We start from the raw sequence: 21,780 nt of genomic DNA on the forward strand, positions 1-21,780 counted from the left end.
ATCTACTGTTAATGAACCGGTATCTGTACTGCTGTTCCCTGCAGGATCTGTCGCTGTGACTTTAACCGGATAGCTGCCATCGCCTAAAGGAGGCAATACGTTATCTGCAAGGCTCCAGGTTCCATCACCATTGTTCGTTGCCGGATATTTAACACCATCCACTTCAACCACAACAATCGCTGTTGGGTCATTCACCGTACCGCCCAGTGCCGGGGTGCTGTCATTGCTGTTGCTGTCATTTACAGTAACCACTGGTGCAGTAATATCTCCAACACTATTATCATCATCGTTACTAGCCGCCACAGCCAATCCCACCAAAGGAATCAAAGCCAGTAACCAATACGGATTAAACTCATAGGCAGCTGCAACCAAAGGTTCACCACCCAATGCCTGACCAGCACTGACTTCTTCAGCCAGCATACTTACAGCATGTTCTTGCAAACCACTTTCTGGCACATAGGCATAATAACTGCCATTTTCATGCAGACCGATCAGTAAATTACTGGTCACCCCATCGTGACCATAGTAATCCTGAATAATCAGGTCAGCATCAAGTGGATCTGATGAACCATCTTCAAAACCAATATGCAAGTCATTGCCCACACGCTTAATTTTAATATTTTCAGGGGCAAATTGAGTTGCATCATCAATCAACTCGTAATTGACATTTTTTTTGGCCTGAATAATCATAGGCTGATCGGGTGTTTTGGTAACGTTAAGAGTTGAAATTATTTTCTTAGCACTATGTATTTTTACAGTAATGGTTTGATTATTCATAAGGTTAATCCTGATCTGCTAGCCAGATTTCAAAAATTTATTAGAAAGTTCAATTAGATTTGAAAAGCTTTATTCAGCTTTAATGCCGTAAGTAATAATTTCTACACGTCGGTTAGACAGATCACATTGCTCACGAGCCAGCTTGTCTTTTGCATAACGACTCTGACAATCACTGACCACCAGGTCTTGTTCACCGCGTCCTTCGACTGAAATATTCTGTCTAGCCACACCATACATTGTCAGTAAATTGCGCACTGTTTCAGCACGTCGCAAAGATAGCTGCTGATTAAAAGCTTCAGTTCCTACAGGATCGGTATAGCCCAGAACGCTAATATGACTAACCTGACTTTGTTCATTGATAATTTGATCTGCAATTGTTTTAACTTCTTCGCGACCTTTTTTTAACATGTCATTTGGGCCTGATTTTGCATAAGCAAATAAGGTATTTGCCTGTAAGGTATATTTCTTCAAGACAGTTTGGACAGGGACATTGACATAGACTGGTTTTGCACACACCTTATTTTTTTCAACACGTGGGAGCGTATGGGTTTGTTCACGAACGGTAGGAAGGATCTGCTGGGCCTGTGCTTCTGTTAATGGCTGAATTTTAATAGACTGATTAGCATCCTCAACAAGTTTAAAATACTGAATTTTCCCTTCAGGCAAATCATAGACCTGAGTTTTCTGCCGTACCTTTGAATAATCCAACTCACTTTGGGTAAAAGCAGCACTCATTTGAGTCGGATTTGCACATACAGGCAGCATTTTATAACCACCCGGTTGAAGCGAAGTTAAATACTCTCCTTCCAGAAAAATATTAACGGCTGGACCATTGAATGCATTTTCCTCTCGGAGAAAGACTGCCATTGTTTGATCCGGTCTAATATGATCAGACAAAATCATAGACGCAGGATTAAATGTTTTCCAATGCTCTAAAGGAGACTGATTATTAATAGAAGCACATCCCGACCCAAAAATAGAAAGCCCCGTTATTAAAACTAATTTTCTAATACTCATATCCCACCACCCTTAAACCCTTAAAAAAGCAAATCCAATGTAAAATTCTTAAAAAAAGTATGGATTTATGTGACTTAATTCACATTTAAACTTAATAATCATATAAAAAATATACTCAAAAAAATAGTATAAAAATCATCTTTTTTAATTTATTTATATCTCTTTTTATTAATAGAAAAAAGGTTTTATTTCCATTTAAATTGGAATTTAAATAAGAATAATTTTTATTAAAATCAAGTTTTCTCGAGGATTTTATATTAATAATTTACAATAACTTGCTTATATTTATACGTGATAAATAATTTATGTAAGACATGATTCTAGTTGATTAAATGAATATTCATGGTACATAAATTACACTTTCAATACATTAATTACATAAAAAAATACCAAATAGCAAAAGCTTCTACCAAATAAATAAAGTTAAAAATACACATTTCATTGCAACTTTGTGCTGAATAATGAAGTAATCAAAGTGAGTCACTCAAAATCACGCACCCGGTTTCAAGCTAGAAAACGAGATTCTTCTCTGCATACAGCATTGAAGTAAACACTAGAGCTTGTTCGATTTGTTTTGATCAAAGTGTTCCTGAGATGATGCTGACCTCTAGACAAGACCTATATATTCAAGCCTAACTACTGCAGGTTGATATTTTTCAGCTTTCCAAACCATTCCCTTGAAGATAGAAACTTAAATGTTGTGATCCTAAACACAGCAGGCATTCCTGTTTAAAAACTGTGGTTGTAGTCTCCTTCAAAGATTCGATATTTTATAAACCAAAATCACTTCCGGGTTTATTTCCCCATCATCGTGCTGTGTATTTTTAAGATGCATCTCCTCAATTAAACCTAGTAAAGCCCAGCAGATACTGACAAGAAGTTTTCAGCTCATGTATGTCTTATCCAATCTCAAGTGAATAAAAAAGCCAAATTTCATAAAAATTTGGCTTAAGTTTTTAAATTAAAATATATTTATATTTAACGTTCCTGCAATGCCTGCTTCATACGGGTAATTGGCTTGATCAGGTATTGAAAGATCGTTTTTTCTCCAGTCTTGACATCCACACTGGCAATCATACCGGGAATAATCGGCATAGATTGTCCATTTTTATCCTTCAGTGAATTTTTATGGGTTTCCACTAAAATCCGATAGTAAGCTTCATCTGGATTCAGATTCAATTCACTTGGTCGCGCCTTGTCACGTAAGGTATCAGGACTGATCAGGGTTACTTTTCCTTCTAATCCACCATACAGCGAATAATCATAAGCAGTAATTTTTACAATTGCATCTAGCCCCGGACGGACAAATGCCACATCTTGCGGACGGATATAAGCTTCAACCAGTAATTTGTCATCCAATGGTACAATTTCCATAATGTCTTGCCCCGCCTGAACTACACCACCCAAGGTATTGATTTTAATGTTTTTCACAATACCCCGTAATGGTGCCCGAATTAAGCTGCGGTCTACAGGGTCGGCACGCATTGCCATATTTTCTTTGGCCTGTGCCAGTTCAGATTCAATTCGAACCAGCTCGTTGTTGGCATCGGCCGCATACTGGTTGCGTTTTTCATTGATTTGCAAAGCCAGATCTGAAGACTGACGACGCATCCGCAGCAATTCAACTTCTGACATCACACCTTCTGCGACCATCGGTGCAGTAATCCCAATTTCCCGGTCCAACATGGCTTTACTTTGCTGCAAACCGGATACAGCATCTTCAACTGCACGACGACGGGCTTCATAAGCGGCACGTTCACGACGCTGCAAGTCCAGACTAATCCCTGCAGGAAATTGAATTGCAGTGCCATAAGATTCTGCTCGCAAGCGGGCTGCCATGGCTTCCAAGTTGGCAACCTTGGCCTCGCTTTCACGTAATACTGCGGCACTACGGGTATCATCCAAAGTGAGGAGAATTTGCCCTTTTTTGACCACATCACCTTCTTTTACCCGCATTTCCTTGATGATTCCCGGGTCCAGGCTTTGTACAATTTGTTCGCGACTGGTTGGAATGACACTGCCTTGCCCCCGAGTCACCTCTTCAACCGTGCTGTTATAGGCCCAGATCACGAACACCACCAAAAACACAAACAGCAAACCGATCATCCAAAATAAACCGGTATGCTTTTCTTTTTGCAAAGCAGCATTCAGATCATTCACCAATTTCAGATCTTTGGAATGTATCTTTTCAGATGACTTGGTTGGATTATCCTTCATACATTTTACTCAATATTATGTGTGTCGCTGGCTCGGGCTTTCTTCATTCAAGTCAGATTTAGGCGGTCGGATGCTCTGCTTCAGCTGTCTGGGCGGCATTCGTATCGGTCTGCGTCGAACTGTTGGTTGCCACTGAACCCGCCATAGCCGCAGGTCGAATCACCCGTTGTGTCGCTGTACGTGCTTTTTGTTCATTTTGTGTCAACTTTTTAAGCACGGCATCACGCGGTCCATCCATGACAATTTTGCCTTGATCCATCACCACAATTCGATCGACAATGCTTAACACCTGCATCCGGTGAGTCACAACCAACAGAGTTTTGTCTTTACACCATTGTCCCAAGGCTTGTAGAGCTTTCTGTTCTGTGCCTTGATCCAGCCCTGTAGTGGGTTCATCCAGAAGCACCACTTTCGGATGACGCAAGGTCAGACGCGCCAAAGCAATAACCTGTTTCTGCCCGCCAGATAATCCCTGTCCATCCTCTCCCAAGGGCATGTCCAGACCTTTAGGATGGTTTTGAATCATCTGCTCCAGACCAAAACGTTTCAGTGCATTAATCAAATCCTGATTACCGCTAAAACCATCCTGACGGGCCAGATCCAGATTTTCGCGCAAGCTGCCTAAAAATAATCGTGGCGACTGGCCCAGCATCGCGATCTGGTTGCGCAAGTAATTCGGATCAAGCTGTCTTAAGTCTACGCCATCTAAAGTGACATTGCCCTGACTCGGAGTAAATAAACCACTGGCCAGTTTCAGCATGGTGGTTTTACCACTGCCAATTTTACCTAGAATTCCAACTTTCTCGCCCGGCTTCAACTGCAAACTGACATTTTGTAATACCTCTGGCGTATCTGCCTGGTATTTGAAACTGACCTGCTGCACATTCAGCTCACCTTCAACCCGATCCAGACTGATATATTCACGCTCTGGATCACGCTCAATTTTTCGGTCAATAATGCTTTGTAAGCCCTGCATCCCCACTTTGGCTTGCTGGAAACGAATCGCCAGGTTGGCAATTTGCGCCAAAGGAGCCAGCGCACGACCCGATAAAATCACGGCGGCAATCAACGCACCCATAGTGATTTTAGAATTGGCATCCGGACTATGAATCAGATAAGTCCCAACAATGACCAAAATCACCGTATTGAGTTGCTGAATACCAACCGAAAAATTCACCACAAAATTGCTTAAATCACGGGTTTTAGTACTTGAAGCTGCACTGCGGGCTGTATAAAAATCCCACTTTTCTTGCGCCCAGCTGGCAGCATTGTTGGTTTTTAAAGTTTCAATCCCTTCAATCGCCTCAACCGCCAAGCCTTGTCGTTGTGAGCCTTCACGCATGGACTCATTGATATAACGTGCAAGAGGACCTTGTGCCAAAAAACCCACCAGCATCACAATAGGGATCAAAATTAAAGGTACCAAAGCTAATTTTCCGGCAATCAGCCAAATCACGGTGATAAATAACAGTAAGAACGGCAAATCCACCAAAACCAGCAAACTGGCACTGGTCATAAAGTCACGTACCGACTCAAACTCGCGCAAGTTGTTGGCATAAGCCCCTGAAGAAGCAGGTTTTTCCGACAAATCCAGACTCATCACCCGTCTAAAAATCGCCGAACTGATAATCAAATCTGCTTTTTTTCCTGCAATATCGGTTAGATGTCCACGAATCATCTTGGCGACAAACTCAAAGAAAATCGCCAAAATGACCCCGATACTCAGCACCCACAGCGTTTCATAAGACTTGTTTGGAATCACACGGTCATAGACGTTCATGACATAGAGCGAACTGACCAATGCCAGAAAGTTGATAATGAAAGTCGCCAAAATGACTTGATAATAATAGGAACGGAAACGCCAGATCACCTTCCAGAACCAAGCTTTAGGCATATGATATTCGGGTAATTCTGAACGTAAATCACTGGCCAGTTTTGGCTTGATAAACCAGCAATATCCCAAATAGAGCTCATCAAGTTGTTGTTGAGTGAGTTTCTGCTTTAAACCATCGGTCTGCTGAATTTCATAAACTCGCTCATCCCCCACACCATCAATATGGGTAATCACTGCTGCGTGTTCATTCTTGAGCACAATCACCACAGGCATGGCTAAGGACGGAATATCCTGCAAATTTCGCTGTGCCAGAGTATTGTCAAAACCATGAGTTTTTAAGACTTCACCCAATGAATGATAATTGACCTGCAGGTTCTGATCTTGGGTGACCTGTGCCATAAGCGTAGCAACAGAAATAGGGGTTCCCAGAAGCTGGGTAACTAAAGCGATATGTTCGATAATTGATTTCATGAACTTTTTGATAACCTTTTTTATTCTGTCGCAATGCTGGATTAAAAGTTAAGGCTGTATCGACCAGGTCGTGTCGCTCGAACCCATCGCCCATGTTGAGATTTTTCCCTGTGCCCGCAAATATGCTAAAGCTGCCATACGAAAATCATTTTGTGCCGTTACATAAGCCATTTCAACTGCAGACAGCTCATTATAGGCATTCAGTACATCAACCAAAGTTTTTCGTGCAATCTTAAATTGCTTTTCATTGGCAATCACTACATCACGTGAAGCTGCAATTTGTTGCCGGGTAATCTCCATTGTTTGTTTGCTTTGAAACATATCAATTTCTGCAGTTCGGGCACGTTCTTCTATATCTCTCTGAATTTGCCCTAATCGTGCATTTGCTGCCACAATCGATTGTCCACCCTGCTCCACTGAATATTTTGTCGCTTGATTAAACATATCCCACGACATGCTCAAATAAACTTGACGATCTTCAGTGGTGACATTTCCTTCTAAATTAATACTTGGATAGCGTTTGGTTTGACGATATTTATGTTCGGATCGGATACTGTCCAATTCAGCTTGTTGTGCCTGAAAAGAGGGATGCTGGCTGGGATGGGTCAAGCTATAACGATTCACCACATCTGTGACGGAAAGATCGGCAAATGGATCATGCAATCCATCTGGGGAAACATCAGCTGTATATTTTTTCAGATTACTTAAAGCAAAGCCCAGCTCACGCTGTAAACCGCTGATCATATGTTCAACCTGCATCTGCCGGGCTTTAGCCTGAATCAGTTCAGAACGACGTCCCTGATCATATTTCACAATAATCCCAATATCCTGGGTGAATTTATTGTGGCGTTCCAGACTCCGGTTTTGTACAACTAAGGACTCTTGGGCACGCAAGGCTTTAATATATTCACTGCCAATGGTGTAGCCTAATTCTTCTGAAGTTTCACCAATTTTTTCATGGAAATACGCTGATTTGCTTTTATCGCGCTCGACCTGCGCACTAATGGCTCCAAAAGAATATAAATTCAGAGTGCCACGTAAACCCGGCGTGAAGTCTTCACTGGCATAATCAGTACGGTCTTTATGGGATTGACCCAGAACTTGATTCGCGGTCACTGCCAAAACTGGATAATGCAAGGCCTGTGACTCTTTAACTTTACTGATCGCCGCTTGCTCATTGGCTTGCGCTTCAATCATCAATGGATCTTGTGTTAATGCATTCTGTAGCAATATTTTGAGATCCGCTGCATAAACCGGGGAAGTCAACATTAATGTGGTGAACAGCACCATCACCTGATTTTGAGGATATCTCACAACAGATCTATGACTTTTTTTCATATTCAACTTTAAGTGATTATTACATAAAAAATAATGATGACTTTCAATAATTAGCTTTAAGATTTCTACTGTGTTCTAATCAAAAACTCGGTATTAACCATCCAAATTAATGTGAAAAATATCACATTAATTAGAGCATTTTCGGATTTTAAAGCAACAACTCATTAAAATACAGACTAAACACATGAAACTTTCATTAATTTTTTGCTCTATTATCAAGTGACTATATTTTTTAAGTAGGTAACTTTATCCCCTCTTTTTTCCGGAATTTTAATTCTATTCCTCAACAGTAAGCCTCTTGCATCAATGATGCAAATATCCATTTTTTGATCATGATTTGTACCGTCAACTTGCAGGATTTATACATAATTTATGTATAAAATCGATCAGCTCAAAGAAACCAAATCCCATCTCTTTCCCAGATCTAAAGCAGACACCCTGTCCACCTGACTTTGGGTATAGTGAACAATTTTCTGGATTATTTTAGTCTATAAACTTACATTCAACGCAGTATCATCAATTTGTCCAGTAATTTTATTTTCCAGCTTTTTTGCATTATTTTATCCATTCTAAAACGGATAAAAACAGCTGTTTATAGACGTTTAACACAAAAAATTAAAGTGATAAGTCAAACAAAAAAATGACTCATCATATGAATAGAAATCGATTAAAAAAATCCCCGCACAAGGCGAGGATTTTTTTAATCTATACTTTTTAACAGGTAATTATTTACCGCCAAAAACGTATGATACACCTACACGACCACCAACTTCGTTACCACCGGCAAAACCTACCGCAGCACTTACAGAAGTACGACCATCAGCAAATACACTAGCAAGACCTAGAGCACCTGCAGATTCACCTTCATAGTGACCTACACCACCAAAGACAGCGAACTGACCAGCACCGATGTTAGGAATTTGTTGTTGCGCAGCTAATGCAATAGCAATACCACGGTAAGAAGTTTTCTCTACATCATCTACACGTGTATTTAATTGGTTAACACGGCCACTGACATCATTGTAGTATGATCGTACTTGACCAAGGTTTGCCGCATCAGAATCCGCAACACCATTTGCAACATTAGACACAACGGTATTATTGGCATTCAAACCATTTGCAGTGATAGACACACCATCTACAGAAATTTCACCCGCACTAATTATCGTTGAACTAGTTGTACCCGCAGCTCTCTGAACGCTAGCACCTTCTGCAGTTACTGTTTTTTCCAATCGGATACCAGTAACATCATCTGTACGTTGTTGTGTAGTTGTGGTTGCAGCACCAGCAGCAGTGATATTTGTATCTGCTTGAGTCAGCTGATTAGATTCCTCAATACCAAATTTATCCACCACTGTTGTTGCGCTCTTAGCCAATACAGTTTGAGAGCCGTCACCCGCAACATTGGTTTCAGAACCATAAACTGTCAAGGTTGCACTTTCATCACTACGTTGTTCATCTTCATAACCACGAACAACAGTTGTAGAGGTGGTTACACCAGCCTGAGTAGTGCTTAAACTTTCTTGACGCTCAGCAGCCTCTGTAGACAGAACAGCTTGTGATGCTAGCAAACCAGTAACCGTGTTGAACTCAGTTGATGCAAATTGACCATTAGTTGCATAAGTCTCTGAATTACCTGTTACAAGATCAGTAGTTGTTGTGCTCTGTGATGTTGAACCAGTTTCAGTACTATTTATATCACCAGCTTGATAAATTGTTTCGTCATTATTCAATGCCCATTCTGATTCTTGAGTCTGTGTATCAGAAGTATAAGAAGATGTACCATTTCCACTTACAGTTGAAACGTGAAGTAAATCACTTGCGCCTGCAGCATACAGTTTGTCATTAAACTCCCAATTGTTTTGGTAAGCTTCTGTCGTTTCAGCTAACAGATCCTCATGACTACCTTGCTGAGTTTCAGTACGCGCAGTCTCTTCTTCCAGTTCCTGACCTGGTTTATATTTAGTAGTTTTTTCAGCAAAGTTTGATGCTGAAGTATCAATCTGAGCTGCTGTTGCAACACCACCCACGTCAACAAATGTCACATCCTGAGTTGCTTGAGTACCAGCACGAGTACCTTCCCACTCTTTATCAACTACATTCTCATTGTAAACAGTGATTGTTTGATCAAGAGTCGAATTATCATACTCAACCGAACCATCTTCATAAGTGGTTTTTTCTTTATTTACAAATGAATCGGTAGACTTATAAAATTCATCTTCATTATAACGCACAGATTCTGTTGAGTTGCGCTGTTGGAAATCTTCCTGTACAGCATTCAAAGTTAAACTCGATGCTGATCCGTCCGTATATTGAACCTCAGAACGAATTTCCTGACCATTTCTATCATGACCCAATACAACATAGTAATGATCTGTACCATTTTGATCGGTCCAAGTATTCACATCTGCAGCTGTAACAGGTGAACCATCAAGTTTACGTCTGAAACCAGAGGTTACCTGATCAGGAGTATAAGTATTTACAACAGGAAGAGGACCTGTTTTATATTTTTGATCACTGAGGGAGTTCAATTCGAGATCACGATCTACCTCAATATTTTCCTGCATGCTCGCATAGTAGTCAGCTGATCCGTCAAATTGTCGGATGTCATGTGCAACAAAGCCATCCTGCTGATCTGTAACTGTTTGCTGATAGTCATACGCAAATGAACGATGTTTCAGATCAGTATCAGTCCAACGTGTATCATTTCCATTTTTAGTGATAACAAAATCATCACCATTAGCATCTTCTGTTGCTTGGTAGTTAGAATAAGCACCTGACACACTTGAAGTTACTTCAGTTACTTTATCTACAACAGGTTTTCCATTAACAAGAACCACCCCATCTTCATCAGTCAAGAAATCACGGTCTTTCGATGCTTGTGTAAACTTAAATGAAGATTCTTGGTCAATATTAGATTTACCATCATTATATTGAGTTACACTATTTTCCCATGAGCGATTGTCATATTGCTCAAAACCATCAAGAACAGCAGTATCTTTGCTATTATTTGTACCAGAACGGCTGCGTTCAAAATCTTTGACACTCACGTCATCATAATTGATATATGTTGAAGCTCGAGCCTTGGTTTGTTCGCTAATATTAGACACTAATACATCATTACCCTCAACTTTAAAGGTAACGAAATCACCAGAAATATCATCATATTGGTAGTTAGCATCTTGCTCGGTAGAAGAACGGCTACGATCTACAACCAGTAACTTGCCATCAGGACCACGGCTAGTCTCTACGCCATTTTCAACATCTGAATTATATGCCGTTAAATTAAAATTACGCTCACTGGTATCTTCTAACACCACATAACTAGTTTGACCGTCAACCTGTACTGGTTGACCATTTTGGTCATAGGCAACCGCATTATCCTTATAATTTCGAGTACGCTTACTTTCTATAGTATGATCAAGTACTTGGTTATCATTATAGTCAACTGCTGTTCTGCTACTCGAACGTGTTTCTTCAAAAGCACCCGCTTTTTTGGTTAGATCGTATGCTTCAAAGTTATCCTCAGTCAAAGTCCCAACATCTGCTTCTCGAATAGTAACAGTCCCAACAAAAGGTATAGATAGAGTACGAGTTTGCGCTGTACGAGTTACCAAGCCATTCGCACTATAATATGAAGACGTATCTACAGTTCGTGAGTCTTCTTTTGTATTATCGGTCAGGTTCCAATCAGATGAATTAGAAGTTGTTTCAACTGTACCTTCACGTGTCTCACTATAACGCTCAACCCCCGGTTGACCAGCTACTGGTTCAGGAGTGCCAGCCGATATAACAACATTCGAATCTTGTACTTCAAGAAAGGTTTTATTACTTGTAAAGTTTGTGTCAATTACTGAAGTAGAATAGCCTTCAGATTGCAAATAACCACTGAATGGACCTGTAGGCTTAAAGCGTGTTTCTGGAGTTGTTACTGTTGCAGCCAAGGCATTCCCTGCAACAACTGTTAATACAGCTGCTGCTAATGCAGATTTCTTAAATGTCATAGATTTGTCCTCTTTCAATTCTTATAAAAAGACTGGTTTACCCTAGGATGTTTGCAAACCAGCAAAACTGGGACGAAAATTTGGATACTGAAAAATTCCGTTCAGAGCATCAATTTCGTACAAGGTCATAATATACAAAAAAAAACATCTTTATCAATCAATATTTGATTTATATTTATAATAACCACATATTTCTTAGTAATATAAATACCATAAAAATAATAAAATACAATAAAATCAGTCATTTAAAACAAGACACCAAAAATCATATCAAAACAATTTAAATCAATATTTGATATATTTTGTAACTATAAGGTATTTTTTAGGCGATAAATCAAACCAATAAGATCAATTTATAATTTTTTAGCAGCAGCATGAGTTAGCGCCATATACAGTCAATTTTTATGAAAACAACTCGATTTAAATTAAGCCTGTGACATTTGCTGGGCAAAAAAATAGCGAGAAAGTAAAATTTAATCACCAAACCAAATTCACTTCTCGCTATGCCTCGCACAATGCTGACAGATCAACACCGGTCTAAGCTGAAAGCCTTACTGAGCAATACTCCTCACCCCAAATTCTGATATCTATCTCAAACAAAGCACAGTGATCAAAAGATAATAAGTTATTAAAAGTATTTAACTTAATTTCTTTTGATGCTGATCTGGAATGGGGATTTATTCATGCAACCTATGTGCGTGCTCATCAGCATGCTACAAGCATCAAACCCAAGCTATTTCAAAAAAGCATGAGTGGTAACAGCTCTAAAACTCATTTAACAGTAGATTCAAATGGGAACCCTATTCAATTTCTAATTCATGACGGTACAAGCCATAATGTGAAAGTAGCAACAGCCTTGGTTAATCCCATAGATCTAAAAGATACTAATGTGCTTTGCACAAATAAAGGATATGATGCGAACTTAATTTAGAGAAAAAAATACAAAAAACAATGACTAAAGCAAATATCTTACAAAATTCAAAACCCAATCGCATAATGATTACAAGGATTGGTACTTATATAAAATTAGAGACTTAATTAAGAATATGCTTCAGCTATTTAGAAACAGTACGACAGGTCATGACAAGCTAAAGAGAAACTATGAAAGTCCTGTTGCCTTAGTTTGTATATTTATTTGGCTACCATTATGAAATATCAACACCCCAAATAAAAAATCAAGAAAACGATTAGAAATCTACTGTATGTACAGATTGATTGATATTATTAAGCTCTGAAAGATACAAACTTTCGCCATCATTGAATCCAGCATTCAAATCATTTCACCAAGGATCAAAATCACATAAATTAGATGGAAAACTGTAGCACCACCCTAAAAAGAGCACTGAAAATTATAATTGTGCTAATCAAAATTTTTTTAATACTACACATAAAAATGTCAATTTACATTTACTCATCAGAATGCAAAAAAACCGTTTCAAATACTGTTAAAAGAGATGAGGGGTTTATTTAGCTGATTACAGCTATTTTTTTAAAATCAAGCTGACCTTAAAATATCAAATGGAAACTTTTGGATACAAATTAAACTATCAAAGACTTTTTTAGATATTGAAATTAATTTACCTTTATGGAGTAAAAGTATTACAATAGCACAACCTATTCGCAATATAAAAAGTGTATAATAATTGCATCTTTGAGGTTTATTTTAGATCATGAGTAATCAACAGGAAAAAAAACTTTTTGCTGAACGCCTAACTCAGGCTTTATCAGAAGCCAAACATCCGATTAGTCCAACTTACTTGTCGAAAGAATTTAACTGTCGTTATGATGGTCAACCAATTTCCGTACAATCAGCGAATAACTGGCTGCTTGGCAAGGCTATTCCTGGTCAGGACAAATTGTCGCTATTAGCATTATGGTTAAATGTTTCTAAACAATGGTTAAGATTTGGTGATCAAAAACTAGCAGATGAAACATCTACACTAACAGAATCACAAAGTGTTGAATTAAACTATTTTTTAAAATTCAAAGCCCTAAAGAGTGCACACAAAGAAATTATTCAAAACTTAATTGATGAGTTTAGCCAAACTAATTAGGATTGATTGGACAGCATTTTCAGAAAAAATCGCTTTTCTTGTTGGTAACTTTGTATCTGATCTTCATAGTCCCTCAACTTTCGATATAAGCCCTTCAACTCTTCAGCGCTAATCATTATCAGCTCCGATTTCAGAACCACCCTCTTATGCTCTTTAGCTCTTGTATTCAAATCATTCATGCTAAATGTCAACTATATTTTGGAGAAATTATTAACTATTATAAACTGATTACACGGTCACAATAATATCACTATTTAACAACATTTATACATCATATTATGATAAAGATCACAGATATTCAGAATACTTATTATGTTCAGATCCCATTCTATACACTTAATTCTGTTTAAAATATCAACAGAAAAATCATACGTACCTGATGTGAAATTTATCTTATCTTCATTTATCCTATCACAAAATAAATTAACAGACAGGATACAAAAGTCGAAGATTTTTTACTGAAATTGTTAAAATTTATAACACTTATAAATAAATATACCAATAAAAAAACATCCTTCAAGCCTAAACCTGAAGGATGTTTTTAACATGTATTGGAAAGCTGAGTAATGAATCAGCCAGATGAATTACATCATGCTTCACAACTCCGTCGTTACGTGTAACCTTGTATTACTATGATATATAAGCAATTGTTTTTGAAAAAATTTCATCATTACCGGGCATCACCTTAGTACACGTGACATTACCAAATTCTGTGAGTAACCTTGTGAGTAACGAAATTCTAAAAATGTGTTACTCACTAAAAATGCTTAATGATCTTAAAATCAAACAATTGAAACCAAAAGATAAGCTATATCGTGTCGCAGATCATTCTGGTTTATGCATTGAAAATAGCACTTAACAGTATTTATAAAACCATCGATATTTTGGTAATCTTCCGGTTGTATATACTGAATCTGATCAACCATATCTTTCACGCATTTCTTAATTGCTCTAGAGTAATCAATATTTAATCCCCTTTTTGCATATGCACCATAAGGGTCTCTTTGTATTTCCTTAATGAGCTTTCTCATATCTCTATCTGCCTGAGATGCCATTTCGATTGATTCAGAAAGATGTGTTCTTTCATTATTCTCATATATCAATCGAAGATAGTGATCCAAGCTATGCTCAGAGAATTTGTAACGTTTTATCAGATGACACGTATTTTGTAAGTTTGCATCAATTCTTTTAATGTCATTCTCATACCGTCCAAATCCTTCAATATTACTGCTAATGACGCTACGTCTGGTACTTCGCTGTTTTGCAAATCTGACCAATCGACTGAGTTCAAAACTTGGAGATTCTGTAGATGGGGTTCCAAACATATTGCGACTTGCTGATCGATAGACTTTATCAGCTCTAGATGATTCAAATAATCCTTTAAGAGTTTGAATAATGTTGGCTCCAAGTCTCTTAAAAAAATTGTCAGATCTGGTACTGGTAATTCCTTTTTGAGCTCCTGCTCGTAAGTGTTGATCGTTACGGTCTTGTGCTCCAATTCTGTTTCTAATAATAAGATTTTCTCTTCCAATACGCTCTGATAATGCTTCTGTATTTCTACAGTCTTCTTCAAGCTGTCTTCGATACTCAAATTCAGCTTTTGTTGATTTTTCAACTGCTCTATCTGTGCTTGTAATTGATTGACGTACTCTTGACTCAATTGTCCTAGTTCGGTCATGAGCATGATTTATCTCCACAGGATAATGAGTAAAAGTAAAACGATGAGAGTCAATGAATGTCCTTGATAATTTCATTTGTTCTACGATATGACTGTTGCCACTTTGAATATGCTTGACCTTTTCCTCCCAAGTCCTGTTCTGCTCCAGATGATTGGCTTCGATCTTGTTGATTAACTTCTGGTGTTTGTTGATTAAACTCTCGAGTTCTTGCTTCTCCTTCTGTTGAATTTCTATTGTTTCTTCGTTCTGTGAGTTGATTGTATTCATTTCGCTGAGCTGAGAATTCAGTTGTTTGATATTCGCTTCTTGTGCATAAACTGTTTTCTTGGCTTCTATCAAACTGTTGAATTGCTGATTCATCAGATGCTCGTACTGCATTACGATCTGGGTAATGTTGGCTGTTGTATTGCTCACGTTTTGCTCTAACACGTCCAATTTGCTCAAAACATTGGTTTGCTTTGTCTCGATCTTGTTCCAAATCTTCTGAGACTTGTTGTAATGTTCTTTGAGAGCTTGCTGCTCTATCTCTATCTTGGAGATAAGTTCTGATCGAAAAATTTTCATGGTAAAAGTCTGCCTTTAAACGGTCTGTGCCTTCTTCTGTTTCTAGGGATATATAGTTCTTACCCTCTCGCTTGATTGTCCCAATCTCACGTAAAGATTGAATAAGTGAAGCTCGATCTGTGATAACGCCATTCACTATGCGGTGATGAACAAATTTATCGATCAGTTGGATACGGTGTTCTTTAGGTTGCTCTTTTAAATCTGCTCGGAGTGCTGCTGCATTTTGTAAATAGATATGATCAGGAAGCTTTGAATCCTGACTTCGTGTAGGGTCATCTGGACGAGCCCAGTTATTTCGATAGTTAAAATAATCCCTAAGTGGATCGAAATAGTAGCGATGACCAGGTGGAGCGATGTTTAAGGATTTACCTGAAGTGAGCTCGATACGTGGCACGAGAATATGGACGTGTTTTGCGCCATTATCTTCAACATGCACGACAGCCGTCATGTGATATTGGTGTGGTGCTAAAAGAAGGAATTGAAAATAAAGATGTTAAGAAAAGATATCGGCGTAAAGCGAAATTTATACAGCCTACAGCGCCTAAGGTAGATCCTGAGCTGTTAAGGGAGCTTGGCAGGATTGGTAATAACATCAATCAAATTGCAAGATCACTCAATCATTTATGTTTAGGTAAACAAGCTGATAAGGATAGATTCTCTTTTGGCATGTGTCTAAAAGTACTGAGTGAGATACAACAAGAACTCCATCAACATCTTCATCCATTACCACCAATCTTTAGATCTGATGAGGCGGTTGAAAGAGCCAAGCAACGAGCTATAGCACGTGCAACAACAGGAAGGGACTAGTCATAATGTATATCAAGTTCCTTGAGAATGGTGCCGGAGATCCAGCACGTGCTGCTAGTTATGTAATTGATGATAAAGACCATTTAAATCGTCCTAGAGCAAGTATACAAGTTTTACGAGGTGACCCGAGCACCTTTACAGCTTTAGCTCAAAGCTCACTACACAAGTACAAGTATACGTCTGTTGTAATTGCATGGGCTGAACAGGATAAATTATCTGATAAGGATATATCTGATGTATTAGATGCCTTTGAGCAGCATGCATTCGCAGGTTTGCGTTCTCTTCCGCCAAGTCAGTATTCTTTTTAGCAAGAAACTCTCTAGCAATTAAAAAACGAATAAAATCAGTAAAAATCATATTTTCGGCTGCTAATAATTGCTCTAATTCCTGCACTTGGGCATCTGTAAACCTTAATCTTTTGACAACTGTTCGTTTGCCATTCGCCATAACGTCACCATTTATGTGAAGTGGGTTCTGGGGTCTTAGGGGCCTCCCTAACAAGCCCTGTTGCGTACGAAAAATAAGTGCGTAGCAGTTATTTTTGTAGCTACAGGTAGGCTTGCTTAATGAGGCCACTATCCAATTAGGCATTCACCTAACTCGTCAAAAGGCTACTAAAAATGAGAATATGAAGATTGAATCCGTTAAGTTTTTTGAAATTTTCGCTAATAATTTTAATTTTTGGTGTGATTTAAATGCTGTAAGTAACTTGATAAAAAATCCCATTTAAAAAATGGGATTTTTTATGTATTAAAAGTATTGCAACGTAATAAATATGAAGAGTGATTTGAATGAATTGATTTAAAGTCTAAATTTTCTCCAATAGTTCATTCGCAATTCTTCTCGCTAACTCGTCTTGAGCGTCTGATAAATCAGGTAAGTCAATAACATGTTGAATTGCCTCACGACCTGCGATCTCCATAGGCCCATAGTCATCATATTCTTCGCCTGTATAGGCATTGTAAGCTCTTAAATCATCTTGTGTGAAATCTACTCCACACAACTGAGCTAGATAAATATATAACCACGCTTCACCAGTGTTCTTAAATAATCTCTGGTAAAGGAAGTATTCAATTGCCTTAAGATCACCTTGATTGCATAGATACAACATCTGCTTATAGATATCATCCTCACTTGCATCAAAATTTACTTCTTCAAGATTCAAAGGGTAATCTTTTATATAGGCTTCAAAGGATTCTGCTTGCTGTATATATTCCTCATACTTCTCTTTATTGTTTTTCGTTTCCTCAGATTGAATATATTTTTGTTTAGTGTTGTCCCAACGACTACCAAAATTTGAACCATTTCGACCATAAGGTGCAATTTGATTTGCTAAGTAACGATAATATCCAGCAATTAAAGCATAGGCATCTAGATTCTTACGATCTTTTGCATAAGACAAGATAGTCTCAAAATGCTCTCCTATCGTTGTGAACTCAAAATCCTCACCTTCAAAATATCCATAGTCCAATTCATAGCTAAGTTCACATGTGTCTAGTCGTCCATTATCAAAGCAAACATGACTCAAACTTTCTCTCACAACTTTGAAATTTATTACTTCTACGTTTAAATACAAAAGCTCTTGATAAACAGTTTTTGCAATCGAAAAGCAAACATCTTCTGACATATCTAACTTCGATAGACTTTGTAATCGAGTAATAAGGTTTTTAATCTGACCTAGGAAGTGACGACCCTCATAGTCATCCCAATGTAGGTCATCTTCATCATAGTTTGAATAGTCTGATTCAGGTGGGTTTTTAAATATTTCTAAGGATAAGGCATTAAGGAGCTCATGCTGATAATATTCTTCAGAATCATCATATTCGACTTTGATTATCAAATTTTGAGTTATAAATGCGTTATACGTTTTATAGCCTTGGTCTAAAGCTATTAATTCATAAATATGTGAACGACTAATCTTTACAGAATGTTGTTCCTGGATTTCTTTTGATAATTTAAATGCAAAATCTTGAATAGACATAATTTTCTCTGTTGCCAACTCTAAACTCTTTTAATTCAAAGAATTTTTGGTGTCATATGACTTATAGCAACGCATGTTTAAATGCTAAGAACCAAACGAGTTGATACTTAAGAAAATTAAAATTTAGATGTGGTTTATAAATCAAACCTATAGCTTTAAATCCCTTTTCTACTCATGCGTAAGTACGGTAGGCGACCTTAATAACTAATTTAACATTTTTTTTAAAATTTACAATCATCTAAATAAAAATTGATATTTTTCTATATCTTCAGAATATTCTTCATATTACCAAAATTAAATCTTCTATAAAAAACCATTCCTCAAACTACCAACCTAAGTCCTCCACCCTTTTTCTTTGTAAAGTCTCCTTACTTTTACGGCTTGCTCTTTGTCGAATCTTGCCTCGTAATTTCCATAGCTGAATTGGTGAAATTAGCTGTTCTGGTAAAAACAAATCTAAATGATCAACTAGGTCTAATGTCATCAAAATCGCGATCAAGTTTTCTAATGTGACCTGTCCCGCTTCTGCATTCATCACAACTTTTCTAGAGACTCCTGTGTGTTGAGCCACCTCCAATTGTGTCAGGTTTAAGTTGAGTCTAGCTCTTTGTAACCTTTGCCCTAACTCAATAGCAAGGGCATGCGCTGTCTTAGAATTATGCTGTGTCATGTAAAGTTACCTATATGGCACTTAGATCGCCGAAATACCAATCAAAGTTCAATTTAAGGTAAAAGAACTTTGATAACCAATCGCTACAAGAAATTTAAACTTCACACTAAATTTAGAAGTTAACCATTTTTTTGAAGTTTTGCACAAATACCATTTTTCAAAACTTAACCCTGCTATTTTTATCTAAGTGACATATTTCAAATGATGAACTCATAAAGAAATTATGTGAATTAAAAACCTTAAAAATCAACATATAGGATTTTAAATTATTGATTTATCTTTATTTTTTCTAGATTACTTTAATCTATCTCTCAAATATCATTTGTTTTCTGTTGTTGTTCAATAAGCTTGGGGGAGAATGATATGGGAATTACACTAGATCTCACCAATACTGAAAGACGAGTTTTTACAGCAGAATTTGCTTTGCGTATGAATATCAGTGAGAAAGAACTCTATCAACGTATTAAAGATGGGCGTATACAAGCACCTATCAAGGATGGTCGTAAAAATTTTTGGCTGAATAGTTATATACTTGTATGCATCACAAGCAAGGAAATGTATATTGATTCCCTTTAAAAGCAATCAAATAAAAAAGGTCGCTAAAAATAGCGACCTTTTTTTACAACAAAATATTTTGTGAGTAACTTATAAAAATATCATCAATAAATCCATAAATTACAAAGCATTACACACAGTACAGGCAGATTACATCATACCGCCCATTCCACCCATTCCACCCATATCAGGCATAGCAGGTTTATCTTCAGGAATATCTGTAATCATGCATTCAGTCGTTAACATTAAAGCAGCAACAGAAGCAGCATGCTCAAGTGCAGAACGTGTTACTTTTGCAGGGTCAAGAATACCCATTTCAAGCATATCGCCATATTCACCAGTAGCAGCATTATAACCGAAGTTACCTTCGCCATTTTTCACAGCATTGATGACTACAGATGGCTCATCACCCGCATTCGCTACGATTTGACGAAGCGGAGCTTCAATAGCGCGACGTAAAATGTTAATACCAACATTTTGGTCATCATTGGCACCAGTTACACCGTTAAGCGCAGAAGCTGCACGTACCAGTGCAACACCACCACCTGCAACCACACCTTCTTCAACTGCAGCACGTGTTGCATGAAGCGCATCGTCAACACGGTCTTTTTTCTCTTTCATTTCAACTTCAGTTGCTGCACCAATTTTAATCACTGCAACACCGCCAGCCAATTTAGCAACACGTTCCTGAAGTTTTTCTTTGTCGTATTCAGAAGTCGATTCTTCAATTTGTGCACGGATTTGTTGAACGCGTTCAGCGATTTGGTTAGCATCACCGGCACCATCAACAATCACAGTGTTTTCTTTAGATACTGTTACTTTATGTGCAGTACCTAAGTCTTGAAGCGTAGCCTGTTCTAAAGTCATACCCACTTCTTCAGAAATGACAGTAGCACCAGTCAAGATTGCGATATCTTGCAGCATTGCTTTACGACGGTCACCAAAACCAGGTGCTTTCACTGCACATACCTTAATGATGCCGCGCATGTTGTTTACGACAAGCGTAGCCAACGCTTCGCCTTCAACATCTTCAGCAATAATAAGAAGAGGTTTACCAGTTTTTGCAACAGCTTCAAGTACTGTAATCAATTCACGGATATTGCTGATTTTTTTATCAACAAGCAAGATGAACGGATTTTCAAGTTCTGCAGTTAAAGTGTCTTGTTTGTTAGCGAAGTATGGAGAGATATAACCGCGGTCAAACTGCATACCTTCAACTACGTCTAACGCATCTTCAAAACCTGAACCTTCTTCAACAGTGATCACGCCTTCTTTACCAACGCGTTCCATTGCTTGAGCAATCAATTTACCCACAGTTTCGTCAGAGTTTGCAGAGATCGAACCCACTTGTTCAATTGCTTTCGTGTCAGACGCTGGTTTAGCAGTGGATTTGATGTTTTCCACTACAGCTTTCACTGCAAGGTCGATACCACGTTTCAAGTCCATTGGGTTCATACCCGCAGTCACCGACTTGATCCCTTCGTTCAAGATTGCTTGAGCCAATACGGTTGCAGTTGTTGTACCGTCACCTGCGATGTCATTGGTTTTTGAAGAAACTTCACGAACCAGTTGAGCACCCATGTTCTCAAATTTGTCTGCAAGTGAAATTTCTTTCGCTACAGTTACACCATCTTTAGTGATGTGTGGTGCACCAAAAGAACGGTCGATCACAACGTTACGACCTTTAGGACCTAAAGTCACTTTTACCGCATCTGCAAGTACGTTTACACCTGCAATCATTTTAGCGCGAGCTGAATCACCAAATTTTACGTCTTTAGCTGACATGGTTTACTCCAAATATTTTAATTTTCA

General features: G+C 38.0%; 15 protein-coding genes and 1 pseudogene. 4 read left to right on the top strand and 12 right to left on the bottom strand.

What is annotated here, in order from left to right:
* The 6 genes from B9T38_RS16870 to B9T38_RS16580 form a co-directional block, all read right to left on the bottom strand.
* Window positions 1–777, bottom strand: a 777-nt coding sequence (locus B9T38_RS16870; protein WP_251992227.1) for an Ig-like domain-containing protein, incomplete at its 3' end; no start/stop codon positions are given.
* Between the two features lie 69 nt (window positions 778–846).
* The gene (locus tag B9T38_RS10655) at window positions 847–1,644 is read right to left on the bottom strand and encodes an OmpA family protein (protein WP_171263224.1); all 798 of its coding nucleotides are present in this window, start codon (window positions 1,642–1,644) and stop codon (window positions 847–849) included.
* Between the two features lie 1,128 nt (window positions 1,645–2,772).
* Window positions 2,773–4,011, bottom strand: coding sequence for an HlyD family type I secretion periplasmic adaptor subunit (locus B9T38_RS10660; RefSeq protein ID WP_086196780.1), 1,239 nt, complete (start codon window positions 4,009–4,011; stop codon window positions 2,773–2,775).
* Between the two features lie 58 nt (window positions 4,012–4,069).
* Entirely contained in the window at window positions 4,070–6,316 is a 2,247-nt protein-coding gene (locus B9T38_RS10665) for a type I secretion system permease/ATPase (protein WP_086196781.1), read from the bottom strand.
* 48 nt (window positions 6,317–6,364) lie between these two features.
* Window positions 6,365–7,630 (bottom strand): TolC family protein, encoded by a 1,266-nt coding sequence (locus tag B9T38_RS10670; RefSeq protein ID WP_171263225.1) that lies wholly within the window; start codon window positions 7,628–7,630, stop codon window positions 6,365–6,367.
* Window positions 7,631–8,379: 749 nt separating this feature from the next.
* A complete protein-coding gene (locus tag B9T38_RS16580; protein ID WP_143222692.1) occupies window positions 8,380–11,658 on the bottom strand; it encodes a YadA-like family protein in 3,279 nt (1,092 codons plus the stop codon).
* A gap of 503 nt (window positions 11,659–12,161) precedes the next feature.
* On the opposite strand from B9T38_RS16580, the pseudogene B9T38_RS10680 reads away from it, so the two are divergent.
* Window positions 12,162–12,809, top strand: a pseudogene (locus B9T38_RS10680) (transposase).
* A gap of 519 nt (window positions 12,810–13,328) precedes the next feature.
* Window positions 13,329–13,712: a hypothetical protein gene (locus B9T38_RS16875; RefSeq protein ID WP_180042314.1), complete on the top strand. Its 384-nt coding sequence runs from the start codon at window positions 13,329–13,331 to the stop codon at window positions 13,710–13,712.
* Window positions 13,713–14,494: 782 nt separating this feature from the next.
* Here the strand turns inward: B9T38_RS16875 and B9T38_RS16780 are convergent.
* On the bottom strand, window positions 14,495–15,466 hold the full coding sequence (locus B9T38_RS16780; RefSeq protein ID WP_171263226.1) for a hypothetical protein: 972 nt from the start codon (window positions 15,464–15,466) through the stop codon (window positions 14,495–14,497).
* Window positions 15,441–16,391, bottom strand: coding sequence for a hypothetical protein (locus B9T38_RS10700; protein WP_171263223.1), 951 nt, complete (start codon window positions 16,389–16,391; stop codon window positions 15,441–15,443). The genes B9T38_RS16780 and B9T38_RS10700 overlap by 26 nt, the downstream gene beginning before the upstream one ends.
* Between B9T38_RS10700 and B9T38_RS10705 the strand changes: the two genes are divergently transcribed.
* Complete coding sequence (locus B9T38_RS10705; protein ID WP_251992228.1) at window positions 16,367–16,762, top strand: MobC family plasmid mobilization relaxosome protein; 396 nt, start codon at window positions 16,367–16,369, stop codon at window positions 16,760–16,762. The genes B9T38_RS10700 and B9T38_RS10705 overlap by 25 nt on opposite strands.
* A 135-nt stretch (window positions 16,763–16,897) precedes the next feature.
* On the opposite strand, the gene B9T38_RS10710 is transcribed toward B9T38_RS10705, so the two are convergent.
* The 3 genes from B9T38_RS10710 to B9T38_RS10720 all read right to left on the bottom strand — a co-directional run bounded on the left by B9T38_RS10710 (window position 16,898) and on the right by B9T38_RS10720 (window position 19,413).
* Window positions 16,898–17,209 carry a hypothetical protein gene (locus B9T38_RS10710; protein WP_086196787.1) on the bottom strand — a complete coding sequence of 104 codons (312 nt, stop codon included), beginning with the start codon at window positions 17,207–17,209 and terminating at the stop codon, window positions 16,898–16,900.
* A 361-nt stretch (window positions 17,210–17,570) separates the two neighbouring features.
* A complete protein-coding gene (locus tag B9T38_RS10715) occupies window positions 17,571–18,743 on the bottom strand; it encodes a hypothetical protein (RefSeq protein ID WP_171263227.1) in 1,173 nt (390 codons plus the stop codon).
* A 325-nt stretch (window positions 18,744–19,068) separates the two neighbouring features.
* Complete coding sequence (locus B9T38_RS10720; RefSeq protein ID WP_086196789.1) at window positions 19,069–19,413, bottom strand: helix-turn-helix transcriptional regulator; 345 nt, start codon at window positions 19,411–19,413, stop codon at window positions 19,069–19,071.
* A gap of 363 nt (window positions 19,414–19,776) precedes the next feature.
* On the opposite strand from B9T38_RS10720, the gene B9T38_RS10725 reads away from it, so the two are divergent.
* Window positions 19,777–19,989, top strand: coding sequence for a hypothetical protein (locus tag B9T38_RS10725; RefSeq protein ID WP_086196790.1), 213 nt, complete (start codon window positions 19,777–19,779; stop codon window positions 19,987–19,989).
* A 129-nt stretch (window positions 19,990–20,118) separates the two neighbouring features.
* Here the strand turns inward: B9T38_RS10725 and groL are convergent, their stop codons facing one another.
* Complete coding sequence (gene groL / locus B9T38_RS10730; protein ID WP_086196791.1) at window positions 20,119–21,753, bottom strand: chaperonin GroEL; 1,635 nt, start codon at window positions 21,751–21,753, stop codon at window positions 20,119–20,121.
* Between the last annotated feature and the right edge of the window lie 27 nt (window positions 21,754–21,780).

It is taken from the genome of Acinetobacter sp. ANC 4218 (assembly GCF_002135245.1).
Taxonomy (GTDB): domain Bacteria; phylum Pseudomonadota; class Gammaproteobacteria; order Pseudomonadales; family Moraxellaceae; genus Acinetobacter.